The 12,172-nt window shown below is 40.1% G+C and carries 12 protein-coding genes; 2 read left to right on the plus strand and 10 right to left on the minus strand.

Features of this window, described 5'->3' with window-relative positions; genetic code table 11:
- Window positions 1-64: 64 nt before the first annotated feature.
- Window positions 65-1,360: a hypothetical protein gene (locus QM810_RS03020; RefSeq protein WP_004253049.1), complete on the plus strand. Its 1,296-nt coding sequence runs from the start codon at window positions 65-67 to the stop codon at window positions 1,358-1,360.
- 101 nt (window positions 1,361-1,461) lie between these two features.
- Here QM810_RS03020 and QM810_RS03025 read toward each other — a convergent pair whose 3' ends face one another.
- The 10 genes from QM810_RS03025 to QM810_RS03070 all read right to left on the minus strand — a co-directional run bounded on the left by QM810_RS03025 (window position 1,462) and on the right by QM810_RS03070 (window position 11,614).
- Complete coding sequence (locus QM810_RS03025) at window positions 1,462-3,003, minus strand: ABC-F family ATP-binding cassette domain-containing protein (protein WP_414253808.1); 1,542 nt, start codon at window positions 3,001-3,003, stop codon at window positions 1,462-1,464.
- 1 nt (window position 3,004) lies between these two features.
- On the minus strand, window positions 3,005-3,478 hold the full coding sequence (locus QM810_RS03030) for a VanZ family protein (protein ID WP_414253809.1): 474 nt from the start codon (window positions 3,476-3,478) through the stop codon (window positions 3,005-3,007).
- A gap of 1 nt (window position 3,479) precedes the next feature.
- Window positions 3,480-4,565 (minus strand): 23S rRNA (adenine(2503)-C(2))-methyltransferase RlmN, encoded by a 1,086-nt coding sequence (gene rlmN / locus QM810_RS03035; RefSeq protein ID WP_414253810.1) that lies wholly within the window; start codon window positions 4,563-4,565, stop codon window positions 3,480-3,482.
- Window positions 4,566-4,581: 16 nt separating this feature from the next.
- On the minus strand, window positions 4,582-5,115 hold the full coding sequence (locus QM810_RS03040) for a YutD family protein (protein ID WP_414253811.1): 534 nt from the start codon (window positions 5,113-5,115) through the stop codon (window positions 4,582-4,584).
- A 168-nt stretch (window positions 5,116-5,283) separates the two neighbouring features.
- Entirely contained in the window at window positions 5,284-6,189 is a 906-nt protein-coding gene (gla, locus tag QM810_RS03045; protein ID WP_414253812.1) for an aquaglyceroporin Gla, read from the minus strand.
- A 158-nt stretch (window positions 6,190-6,347) separates the two neighbouring features.
- The gene (locus QM810_RS03050) at window positions 6,348-7,514 is read right to left on the minus strand and encodes an ATP-grasp domain-containing protein (protein ID WP_414253813.1); all 1,167 of its coding nucleotides are present in this window, start codon (window positions 7,512-7,514) and stop codon (window positions 6,348-6,350) included.
- A 12-nt stretch (window positions 7,515-7,526) separates the two neighbouring features.
- Complete coding sequence (locus QM810_RS03055; RefSeq protein WP_414253814.1) at window positions 7,527-8,267, minus strand: esterase family protein; 741 nt, start codon at window positions 8,265-8,267, stop codon at window positions 7,527-7,529.
- 21 nt (window positions 8,268-8,288) lie between these two features.
- Window positions 8,289-9,113: an alpha/beta hydrolase gene (locus QM810_RS03060; protein WP_001076728.1), complete on the minus strand. Its 825-nt coding sequence runs from the start codon at window positions 9,111-9,113 to the stop codon at window positions 8,289-8,291.
- 135 nt (window positions 9,114-9,248) lie between these two features.
- On the minus strand, window positions 9,249-10,463 hold the full coding sequence (thiI, locus tag QM810_RS03065; RefSeq protein WP_414253815.1) for a tRNA uracil 4-sulfurtransferase ThiI: 1,215 nt from the start codon (window positions 10,461-10,463) through the stop codon (window positions 9,249-9,251).
- Between the two features lie 8 nt (window positions 10,464-10,471).
- Window positions 10,472-11,614 carry a cysteine desulfurase family protein gene (locus QM810_RS03070; RefSeq protein WP_414253816.1) on the minus strand — a complete coding sequence of 381 codons (1,143 nt, stop codon included), beginning with the start codon at window positions 11,612-11,614 and terminating at the stop codon, window positions 10,472-10,474.
- 136 nt (window positions 11,615-11,750) lie between these two features.
- Here QM810_RS03070 and QM810_RS03075 point away from each other — a divergent pair, with 136 nt between their 5' ends.
- A complete protein-coding gene (locus QM810_RS03075; protein ID WP_049494590.1) occupies window positions 11,751-12,152 on the plus strand; it encodes a DUF6556 family protein in 402 nt (133 codons plus the stop codon).
- The last annotated feature ends 20 nt before the right edge of the window (window positions 12,153-12,172 follow it).

The raw sequence follows: 12,172 nt of genomic DNA on the forward strand, positions 1-12,172 counted from the left end.
AAACGCTCTCTTTTCCACTTCAAATATGATATAATTTAGTCAATAGTAACGAGGAGGTTCTCCTATGAAACCATACAAAATTAGTGTAGCTCGGCTCAGTCTTATCATGATAGGATACTTTATCTTTAATTATGCTTATTCGATTACTTATGATTCCGGAGGTTTTGCTTTTATATCCATGGGGAAAGAACTTATCTTTTCATATGGGGCAATTGTGCTAGGAAATATTTTTATGTTTAGAGATATTTCAAAATTAAAAGCCTCCTTTGAAGATAATGCGTTTATTCAAAAATCTTCTACAATACAGTTAGTCCTAGCTACAATTGGATTTTTTATGCAAATAATAGGTTTCAAGGGAGCTCCACTTAATTACATTGATAATTATCCCGTACTGGTTTGCGCAAGTATTGTATACTCTATCATTATCATGATTGCTATTTATCAGACAATAAAGCTAGGGCAAGAAAAAGATAATGCTACCATAGCTGGCTTTATCTTTGGGGGGATGATCATTTTTCTCACTATCATAGCACTAGTTATAATCACTTCTCCATCAATTAAACACACTACTAAACACACTACTCCTTCTTTCGCTGAAGAATTTCAATCACTTGGGCTTAAAGGAAAGGTTGAAGTAGTTGATAAACACAGAGAGATTGAAGCATTTTATGGAACAGCCTACAAGCTAACATATACAGAAAAATTATCCGATGGAACTATTTTAAAAGAAACTACTACTGCACAAATTCAAGGAAGAAGTGGAGAACATTTATCAAATTTCTTTCTTCTTTCAGGAACAGATCTTGAAACACTTCTTAACGACAAAGAAAAGGCACTGTTTCACACTGTCAAACAAGATGAATTCAGTTTCTTACTAGATGTATACAAAGAAAGACCGAATCTACAACAAGAAGAAGATAGTATCAAAAATACTACTGCTGACAAAATAAATAAGCTTTTTGATACACCAATAGCTTCTAGTTTTAAATTTGGAAAATATCCAATAGAAAACTACTATGTGGCAATTATGGCGCAGGCTGTCAGCAATCGAGAAAAAGGAGATTCTGACGCAGCTGGCTTTTATAATATTACAACAAAAGATCTCATGAAAAACAAAGGCCTTACTCTCGATTTTGATTGTGACCTTTCGATTATAAAGGCAGAAAATGGTAGTCCTGTGGACGCCTTTAAGGAAAGAATCTTATCTTTACCAAAAAATTCATTTTCCGATGGAATCTATAACATCACTAGTTCCTATGATGAAAATGGAATAAAAAAGAAAGTTACTTGCCCATTTGTTGTTGAAGATGGTGTGGGACACTTTGAAGAGGATGAAATCGTGGGAAATCAAACCAATTAGTTATTTTTGATACAAAAACTAGGAGATAGCAGTATGACTTCTACTAGTTGCAATCCTCGTAAAAAAGCCAAGTCAAATAGACTTGGCTTTTTTATGACTATTTATGTTAACTCATTGAAATCCCAGATTTGATCCATCCATCCTTCATAGAAGTCTGGTTCATGGCAAACCATGAGGATAGAACCCTTGTATTCTTTCAGAGCACGTTTGAGTTCGTCCTTAGCATCCACATCCAAGTGGTTAGTAGGTTCATCTAGAACAAGGACATTGTTCTCACGGTTCATCAAGAGACAGAAACGCACTTTGGCTTGCTCTCCACCTGACAAGACTTGAATCTGACTTTCAATGTGTTTAGTAGTCAAACCACAGCGGGCAAGGGCAGCACGGACTTCTGCTTGATTGAGCGCCGGAAAGGCATTCCAAACTGCTTCCAGTGGCGTCTGACGATTGCCACCTTCCACTTCTTGCTCAAAGTAGCCGAGTTCTAGATAGTCCCCACGTTCAACCTCCCCAGCGATTGGAGGAATAATCCCCAAAAGACTCTTCAAGAGGGTTGTTTTCCCGATACCATTGGCACCGATAATGGCAACCTTTTGATTGCGCTCAAAGGTAAGATTTAAGGGTTTGGTAAGGGGACGATCGTATCCAATCTGCAAGTCCTTGGCTTGGAAAATAAAGCGACCAGGTGTACGAGCTGTTTTGAAATCAAATGATGGCTTTGGTTTCTCACTTTGAAGCTCGATAATGTCCATCTTGTCCAATTTCTTCTGGCGAGACATAGCCATATTTCGAGTTGCGACACGAGCTTTATTACGGGCCACGAAATCCTTGAGATCCGCAATTTCTTTCTGTTGACGCTCATAGGCTGCTTCCAGTTGCGATTTCTTCATGGCATAGACTTCTTGGAACTGGTAGTAATCTCCAGAATAACGAGTCAACTGTTGATTTTCAACGTGATATACGATATTGATAACATCATTGAGGAAAGGAATATCATGCGAAATAAGAACAAAGGCATTCTCATAGTTTTGAAGATAGCGCTTGAGCCAGTCAATATGTTCGGCATCGAGATAGTTAGTAGGCTCGTCAAGCAGCAAGATATCTGGCTTTTCAAGAAGGAGTTTGGCTAAGAGAACCTTGGTTCTTTGTCCACCTGACAAGGCGGTTACGTCCGTATCCATACCATAATCCATGACACCAAGAGCACGCGCGACTTCGTCAATCTTAGCATCCAATGTATAGAAATCACGACTCTCTAAACGATCTTGGAGTTCTCCAACTTCTTCCATTAAGGAATCAATATCAGCACCCTCTTCTGCCATTTCCATGTAAAGATCATTGATACGTGCTTCTGCTTTGAATAATTCATCAAAGGCTGTACGAAGAACGTCACGAACAGTTTGGCCTTCTTTGAGCACCGCATGCTGATCTAGGTAGCCAGCTGTCACATATTTAGACCATTCCACCTTACCTTCATCAGGTAACATTTTACCAGTCACGATGCTCATAAAGGTTGATTTCCCTTCACCATTGGCACCGACCAGACCGATATGTTCACCTTTTAAAAGACGGAAGGATACATCTTCAAAAATCGCACGGTCTCCAAAACCGTGACTTAAATTTTTTACTTCTAAGATACTCATTCTAATTCCTTATCTTGTTTCTATGTAGTAGTTTATAAAGGACCCAAGCCAGGTAGCCACCCAAAGTATTGGTCCATAAATCATCAATCTCAAATACCCTGTTAAAATCAAAGAAAAAATCTAAAATTAGTTGCGTACACTCGATGCTCAAGCTCAATAAAAAGCTAAACAAAATCACTTTCTTCGTTTTTCTTAGAGCAGGTATAAGATAGAGAAGCTGGAAAATCAATGGGAAGAGCAAGAGGATATTTAAGGCGTTTTGCAAAAAAATCCAAAACAGCTGTAAAAGGCTGGTTACTTCTCCCAGATTCCAAAGGGAGTTAAAAGGGGTCAAAAGAAAAACCAGGCGTCCAAAAGTTTGAATACCTGGAGTTTCCACTCCTGTAGGAAGTTGAGGCTGGGGAGTAAAGCAAAAACAGACGATACAAAGACTGTATAGCACGACTCCCAAGCTTAGTAATTTTTTTCGTTTCATCTTATGGATTTACTTCAGCTACTGCTTTTTGGCGATCACGTTTCATGGTATTTGAACGCAATTGTCCACATGCTGCATCGATATCAGTACCATGTTCCTGACGAACAACACAGTTGATGCCTTTCTTCTTGAGCGTATCATAGAAGGCCATCACGCGCTCTTTAGGACTACGGCTGTACTGGTCATGTTCACTAACTGGGTTGTAAGGAATCAAGTTGACATAGGACAATTTCTTGATATTTTTCAGCAATTCTGCCAACTCAAGCGCTTGTTCGACTCCATCATTAACTTCATTGAGCATGATGTACTCAAAAGTAACACGGCGGTTAGTTGTCACGATGTAATACTCAATAGCTGCAAAGAGTTTTTCAATCGGGAAGGCACGGTTAATCTTCATGATGCTTGAACGAAGTTCATTGTTTGGCGCATGAAGTGAGACAGCAAGGTTGACCTGCACACCTTCATTAGCAAATTCACGAATCTTGTGGGCCAAACCTGAGGTTGAAACAGTGATATGGCGAGCTCCGATTGCCATTCCCTTATCGTCATTAATGGTACGGATAAAGTTCAAAACGTTATTGTAGTTGTCAAACGGTTCTCCAATCCCCATAACAACGATATGGCTTACACGTTCATCTTGTCCACGTTCGTCAAAATATTTTTGAACCAACATAATCTGTGCAACAATTTCTCCGTTATTGAGGTCACGTTGCTTCTTAATCAAACCTGATGCACAGAAGGTACAACCAATATTGCATCCTACCTGCGTGGTTACACAGACTGACAAACCGTAGTGCTGACGCATCAGCACCGTCTCAATCAGCATACCATCTGGTAACTCAAAGAGGTACTTGACTGTTCCATCGGCTGACTCTTGAACGATACGTTGTTTCAAGGGATTGACAACAAACTGCTCGTTGAGCTTGGCAATCAAATCCTTAGACAAGTTGGTCATTTCTTCAAATGTCTGAACACGTTTACGGTAGAGCCACTCCCAGATTTGATCCGCACGGAATTTTTTTTCTCCTTGCTCTAAGACCCATTCTTGCATTCCTTGACGAGTTAAACTATAAATCGACGGTTTCATCTTTTCTCCTTATTTTCTAGTCTTTCTTACGGATGACGAAATGACGTTGTCCCTTTTCTTCATTATGAGGTTTCTGTTCTTTACGGCGACGTCTATTTCTCTTGTCTGCATTATTTCTTTTCTTATTCTGAGAAGTTTTCTTGCCTTTTCGAGTATCTTTTTCTTCCTCTTTTTTGCGCATTTTTTGGTCAAATGGTGCTCGTTTAGGAGCCTCATTTTCTAAGACAAAGTAGGCACATCCATAGCTACAATACTCAAGTAGGTAATCTTGTAAACGACTGATTTTCTCCAAAGATTCTTCAGCTCGCTCATTCTTGTAGAATCCTCGCAAGCGCAACTGCTCATTGCTCCAGTCTCCTACAATATAATCATACTTATTTAAAACTTCCGAAAAGCGTTGAGTAAAAGCTGTTGCATCAAAAGCGTCCTTACTATTTTCAACCAAATTAAAGGAAAAACCTTCAGCCTCAACTTTATCTCCAGCTAGATGAAATTCAGGACCAGGGAATTTATTGTAATTGTATAATTCAGGTGCAATTTCTTTACGCATAATATTCCTTTTTAACGTTTACTTAATACTCTATTTTACCATATTTTTGCCATATTTACATCTTTTGATTTAAAATGAAAAAAATCTGACGATTTAAGCATTTAGGAGTTGAAGAACTTTTCTAGTTTTGAAAAAGAAAAAAACTGGGTCTTCCCAGTTTTTTAATGATTACATGTAAAGTAATTTGAAAAGTGCTACTGCTGCAATAGCAGCTGCAATCGGTGCAACTACTGGTACCCAAGCATACCACCATTTTGAATCACCCTTGTGTTCACCAAGGATTGATTTTGGAAGTACTGCGTGAAGGAGACGTGGCCCAAAGTCACGAGCTGGGTTCAAACCTGGCCCTGTTGGTCCACCAAGAGATGTTACCAAGGCCATTACCAAGAAACCAAGTGCCAAGTGCGCAATAGCAAGACCTGGTGACAAGAATGGAGCTACTTGAGTTTTTGCTTGTTCAAGAGCTGCAGTAACTTGTTCTTGAGGAATTGTTTGACCTTGGGCAGTCGCTTGTGCCACTTGATCGTTAATCAATCCTTGAGCTTTAGAAAGCAATTCAGCACCAAAGAAGTTCTTTGTCATACCGAGCGCTGCAAAGAAAAGTACGAATGAACCAACAAACTCGTTGATAAAACCGTTAACAGAAGCTGCAAAGCGTGATTCTTTTGTTCCGTGGTCGATACTTGAAATTGTTGAGAAAGTTCCTAAGATGTTGTTTGGGTTTTCTGTCTTCAAGTAGTATGGACGGTGAGTTGCAACAACCAAGGCTTGTCCGAAGATTGCTCCCAAGACTTGTGCGATGATGTATTGTGCTACTTGTGACCAAGGGAAGAGACCGCTAACTGCAAGTCCAAGAGTGAAGGCTGGGTTGATGTGGTTACCAGAAACGTTACCAAACATCAAGGCAGGGATCATAACCCCCATACCGTAACCAACAGCGATAACGAGCCAGCCACTTTGGTGACCTTTCGTACCTTTAAGTTCAACGTTAGCAACAGCACCATTACCCAAGATAATCAAGATGGCTGTTCCCAAAAATTCAGTGGCATATTTGACTGCCCATGTGAAATCCATTGATAGATTCTCCTTAATATTTTTTAGACAAACCCTATTCTATCAATTTTTAAACCTTTTAGCAACAGATTTTCTAAAAGAATCCTGTGAGAAAACGCTTTTATTAAAATTCTACAAAAAAGACCTAACAAACATCGTTTGTTAAGTCCAAATTTTAATTATTCTTGACGCTGACCAAAGTCCTTAATCATTTGTTCCATTTCTTCACGACTTGGTGTCGTTAGCATATAGAGATAATCTCCTTGCAACTCAGCAAAGGCTGCTGGCATGATTTTCTTGACCTTGAACTGGTTTCTATATTTAGCCAGCAAATCTTCTTCTGAATAAACATAGTTAGCATTAACACGGCGTGATGTCGCCAAACAGTATAGGGGATCGAATTGAGAAGCTGGGAATGGTTCACCTGCAACGATAGCTGCATATCCCTTGTACAAATCAAAAGAATGGGCATAGTTATAGACATCAATAGTGAAACCACCCGCTGGACGGTTATTGTACTCAATGGCGATATAATCATCACCCTCACGGAAGAACTCAATATGGAAGAAACGTTCCTTCATGCCAAATTCTTTGACGATTGCCTCACCATATTTACGCAATTTTGGATCTATCTCTTTGAGAACGTAATAAGAATTGTCCATCTTGTAAATCATAAGATCGAGAGGTGTATGGGCATAGTCAAAGGTCGTAGAAAAGACGATATTTCCATCTCTATCTACCAAACCATCGAAGGTGCAGATCTCACTAGAGGTGACAAATTTTTCAAAGAAATAAACGGTTGAGTGATCCCATTCAGCCTTAAAGTGATTGATATCATCTTCTGTTTCAAGTTTGAAGGTTGCGGCTGCTCCTACTCCATTATCAGGTTTTGCAATCATTGGAAGTCCAATTTCTTTCACAGCTTTGTCAACATCTGCTTCTGTTTGAATGACAGCACCTGGCACAACTGGAACCCCAGCTTTTTTGAAGAGTTTTTTCATCTCAGACTTGAACTTGGTCTTCTTAAGGTCTTCTGGTTTGGCACCAAAAACATTGAATTGTTCACGAAGAGCAGCGTCCAACTCTAGCCAGTATTCATTGTGTGATTCAATGCGGTCAATTGGACCATGTTTATAGAAAAGAAAGGCAACAGCACGCTTGACTTCATCAATATTTTCAAGATTATCAACTCGGAAGTACTCCGTTAAGCTATTGCGCAATGGTTCATCTAGTTGTTCATAGGGTTCTTGCCCAATCCCTAGAACGGTAATTCCTTTATTGGCTAGTTCAATACTAAATTGTTGGAAATTTTGTGGGTAATAGGGTGAAATTACAAGATAATTCATAAGCGACTCCTTTTATAGACTCATGTGACCAAGGAAATAAGGCATTTGTTTGCGCCACCATTCCCAGTCATGGGCAACATCGTGTCCCCATTCTGCAAACCAGGCAGGAATTTGTTTTTGATCAAAGGCTTCTTTAAGCTTGTAGTAAGAAGGTAAGCCATCATGTTCCCAGGCTCCTAGTCCCGTACAGATCACAATTTCAGCTTGACGATAACGATCGATAAACCAGCCATCATTTTGATTCCAGATATAGTCTACTGGTGAATTTTGATAGATGGCATCGTCATTGTAGTAATCACCTACAAAGAAACGAGCATCGTAGACACCACTTAATGCAATCACTTTCGTGAAGACATCCGGGTGTTGCAGGAAGAAGTTGAGTGCATGGTAAGCTCCCATGGAGCAACCTGTCGCCATCATACCATCAAACCATCCTGTCTTATGCTTGATAAAAGGAATAGCCTCTTCAATGACATAACGTTCATAGGCACGGTGCATTTCAGCTTGGTCATGCCCATTTTTCCAAGTCGCAAGCCAGCTCTCATTGTCTACACTTGAAAGGGTAAAGAACTGCACGCGGCCTTCTTCAATAAAGGATGCACAAGCATCAATCATGCCAAAATCATAGTATTCATTGTGGCTTCCTCCTGAGGAAGCAAAGACAACAACTGGGATACCTGCGTGTCCATAACGATTGACGTACATTTCACGATTTAGATGTCCACTCCAGTGGCTAAGATGTTCAATATTCATATCCTGTCTCCTTTTTACTATTTACCAATTTTCTGCAAAAAAACGTAGACAAGCTGGTAGATTTTCTGACCATGGTACTTCATGGTGAATAGCTCCAGCCTGAACCTTAAGAGAGAGATTTTCCAACTGTACCCCTCCTGCTATCAAGTCATGATAATAGCGAAGGGAAGAATCAATGTAGGCTTGCTTAATATTGCCAGCCATTAGGGTCTTATCTGTATCATCTGCTTCTTCCGTTCCAACATAGATAAAGATTCGTTGGTCAGGTAAGAGTTTTTTACGCTCGATATAGCGATCAAAGGCTTCTTGGTGAAGCCAGTTGGCTGAGGAGAAAACTCCTAAGCAACCAATCTGATCTTGATACTCCAAACCGATAAACTGCGTAATATTTCCACCCAGAGAAGATCCTATCATGGCAGTGTGTTTTCTGTCTGATTTTGTCCGATAGTTTTCATCGATAAAGGGCTTAACCACTTCCATGACAAACTCTGCGTACTCGACACCTTTACCACCAAATTGTTGACCAGGGATGTTAGACTCTTGGAATTTCCATGCTGCATACTCATTCATCCGTCCAAGTCCATCATTGTCAATGGCCACGATAATCATGCGACTGATATCCGGATTTCGCTTGATGGCTGGGATAATCTTCCAGGAATGGCCGACGTAGGATTCCTTACTATAAAAGACGTTTTGTCCATCATGGAAATACACAACTGGATAACTTCTATCCGTATCTTTCTCATAGTTTTTCGGGAGGAGAACACGTACGCGGCGCTCCTTACCTGTGTAGGGAACCACCAATTTATGCTCTCGCATTTTTAAATAAAAATAAGATTGATTCATTGTCAGAAAACTCTCTATATTCAAAATTTTACCTAATTATATCATAAAAATAGAAAAAAAGTCAGTTCCCGTCCAAATTTAGGACAATAAACTAACTTTTTTTACTTATTCTATCTTTTCCTCTGGTTTTTCTGATTAAAGGAGATCATCGATCAACTCATCGACTGCATCCTTCTCAGCCTGAGGTGTAATTTCAGTAATCATAATTCCCGCTACTGCTCTCTCAACCAAGCCTTCGACATCCATACGTGCTTCATACTGCTCCGCATTCTTAATCTTAGGATTTGTTTTTGGACGATCTGGCGCAAAAATAGTACAGCAGTCCTCAAATGGCTGGATAGAGATTTCAAAGGTATCAATTTCTTGTGCAATATCAATGATTTCTAGTTTATCCATGGTCACAACTGGACGGATGATCGGTGTATTGGTCACAGCATTGATAGCCTGCATACTTTCTAGGGTTTGGCTTGCCACCTGACCAAGACTTTCCCCATTGATGATGACCAAACCATTGCGCACTTCACGGATACGGTCGGTAATCCGCATCATAAAGCGACGAGTCAGAGTCATGAGGTAGGCTTCTGGAGCCTTAGCCTTGATCTCTTCTTGAATCTCAGTGAATGGCACTTCGATAAACTGGATATTCCCACCAAATTTAGTCAATTTACGGGTCAAATCTTGCGCTTTCTTGAGGGCACCTGGACTGGTGTAAGGTGGGCTCGCAAAGTGAACAGCCTCGATATCCACCCCACGTTTCAGGGCTAGGTAACCAGCTACTGGAGAGTCAATTCCCCCTGACAACATAAGCATGCCTTTCCCAGAAGTTCCAACTGGCAAACCACCCGCACCACGAATAGTTTCATAAGAGAGGTAGGCCGCTTCCTCACGAATCTCCACCTGAAGATTAATGTCAGGATTTTTCATTTGTGCTTGGACATTTGGAATAGCTTCAAATACTGCTCCACCAAGTGTCTGGTTGAGTTCCCGACTATCTAGTTCAAAGTTGTGGTCGCTACGCTTACTTGAGATTTTAAAGGTCATGCCTTCCTTATAGATGTCCTTCATAATCTCTTGAACAGCAGACTTAAGAACTTCTACGGATTTTTCAACCTTATATACTGGAGAAAAGTTTTGAATCCCGAAAACTTGCTTGAGAGACTCTGCCACCGGTTCATAATCTGCTCCATTCAGATAAGCATGGGCACGATCGCGATCAGCAATGACTTTGACTTGAGGATAAATGGATAAAACGTCTGAGATATTATTACGTAGTTTATTGATGAAACGCATACGGTTTTTGCCTTTGGTTGAAAGCTCACCATAGCGAATCATAATTTCTGAATACTGCATGAATACTCCTATCTTACTTTTTTAGTTTGATTGTAGATTAATTTTAGTTTAGTCAAAAATTGCTCAACTTGACTCATATCATTTTCTAGGTCTAGACTGAGACGAACTGCTGACTGGGCCTTATCCTTTTCAATGCCCATAGCAATCAGGGTTCCAGCAGGTTTTCCAGCCTTGGACGAGCAAGCAGAGGTTGTCGAGATGAAAATATCATAGTCTTCAAAGGCGTGCACAATGACTTCACCACGAACACCCTTAATCCCAAAGGTCAGAATATGAGGGGCAAAGTCTTCCTCACCTGAGAAAACAAAAATATCTGGATATTCAAGAAGAGCTTGACGGATAACTTCCTTCATCTGACTCGTTTTGCTAGCAAACAATTCCAATCTTTCCATAGCTAGACGCAGAGCCTTGGCTGTCGCTGCAATTCCAGCTAAATTCTCAGTCGTTGAACGATAGTCACGCTCTTGGCCACCGCCAGTTAATAGGGGGGTGATTTTCTTGCCAGACTTGATATAGACAAATCCAACACCACGAACTCCATGGAACTTATGACTGGAGAAGGTTGCAAAATCAACTCGATCTGTCAAATACTTTTCTGTCGGAATCTTAGCCAAGGCCTGAACCGCATCAACGTGGAAAGAGACAGTTGGCTTATCCGCTAATAGTTCTGAGATAGCTTGAATAGGCTGGATAGAGCCTATTTCATTGTTAACTGCCATGACGGAAACCAAGGTCGTATCAGGACGAAGTAGATTTGCCAAAGCGGCTACATCTACAAATCCCTTTTCATCTACAGGTGCAAATTCCACTTCAAAACCTTGAGTCTTAAGCCAGAGGGCTGACTCCTTGACTGCTGGATGCTCAATGTCAGATACAATAATGTGTTTCCCAAATTGCACTTTTTCAAATGCCACCCCTTTGATAACCCAGTTGTCTCCTTCAGTCCCTCCAGAGGTAAAGAAGATTTCCTCACTATTTTTGCCAATCAAATCTGCAATCTGTTGACGAGAAGCATCTAAAATTCTGGTAGACTGGTCTCCTAAACGATGAAGACTAGAAGGATTTCCAATAATTTTTGTAGACACCTGCATATAGGTTTCAAGTGCTTCTGGATAGGGTTTGGTCGTAGCCGAATTGTCAAAGTAAATCATGGTTTCTCACGCTTTCTAAAATCACTGCTTCTATTGTAACACGAAACAGTTCAGGCGACAAGAAAGGCAATTCAGGTTCATTTAAGTTTTTTTTAAAGATTTTGAGTATAATGAATCATGACAAAGGAGAGAAATTATGTCTAACTATCGTAGAAGTTCAAAACCCAAGACCGAACACATCAAAAAAGGCTTCACTGTTTTTCAAAAAACAATCGCAACGATTGCTAGTATTCTAGGTTTGATAACGGCTAGCATAACGATTATGAATGCCTTTGATAAAGAAAAGGATAAAAAAGATACAAATCCGCAGACAACTATTATCAAGGAAGTTCAAAAGGAAGCTCCAGCTGAATCCAATGCACCTGCACAAAGCCAATCTAACAATCAAGAAACAACTCAAAAAGAAGAGGTTCAAACTCCTAGCAAGAAGGAGGATACAAAATCAGATAACAATTCTCAGAAAAATGAGCAATCTGATTCTTCTTCAAACACTCCAACTACTGAAGCAGGAGTTAGCGCTAATAACGGAGCATCTTAAGCATTTTTCAATACCAACGG

Origin of the sequence: Streptococcus infantis (genome assembly GCF_047464155.1) — a bacterium.
Classification (GTDB): domain Bacteria; phylum Bacillota; class Bacilli; order Lactobacillales; family Streptococcaceae; genus Streptococcus; species Streptococcus infantis_U.

Bases quoted from the DNA above. Each gene is read 5' to 3' on its own strand.
- QM810_RS03020 (WP_004253049.1), top strand. From the start codon at position 65: ATGAAACCATACAAAATTAGTGTAGCTCGGCTCAGTCTTATCATGATA.
- QM810_RS03025 (WP_414253808.1), bottom strand. From the start codon at position 3,003: ATGAGTATCTTAGAAGTAAAAAATTTAAGTCACGGTTTTGGAGACCGT.
- QM810_RS03030 (WP_414253809.1), bottom strand. From the start codon at position 3,478: ATGAAACGAAAAAAATTACTAAGCTTGGGAGTCGTGCTATACAGTCTT.
- rlmN (WP_414253810.1), bottom strand. From the start codon at position 4,565: ATGAAACCGTCGATTTATAGTTTAACTCGTCAAGGAATGCAAGAATGG.
- QM810_RS03040 (WP_414253811.1), bottom strand. From the start codon at position 5,115: ATGCGTAAAGAAATTGCACCTGAATTATACAATTACAATAAATTCCCT.
- gla (WP_414253812.1), bottom strand. From the start codon at position 6,189: ATGGATTTCACATGGGCAGTCAAATATGCCACTGAATTTTTGGGAACA.
- QM810_RS03050 (WP_414253813.1), bottom strand. From the start codon at position 7,514: ATGAATTATCTTGTAATTTCACCCTATTACCCACAAAATTTCCAACAA.
- QM810_RS03055 (WP_414253814.1), bottom strand. From the start codon at position 8,267: ATGAATATTGAACATCTTAGCCACTGGAGTGGACATCTAAATCGTGAA.
- QM810_RS03060 (WP_001076728.1), bottom strand. From the start codon at position 9,113: ATGAATCAATCTTATTTTTATTTAAAAATGCGAGAGCATAAATTGGTG.
- thiI (WP_414253815.1), bottom strand. From the start codon at position 10,463: ATGCAGTATTCAGAAATTATGATTCGCTATGGTGAGCTTTCAACCAAA.
- QM810_RS03070 (WP_414253816.1), bottom strand. From the start codon at position 11,614: ATGATTTACTTTGACAATTCGGCTACGACCAAACCCTATCCAGAAGCA.
- QM810_RS03075 (WP_049494590.1), top strand. From the start codon at position 11,751: ATGTCTAACTATCGTAGAAGTTCAAAACCCAAGACCGAACACATCAAA.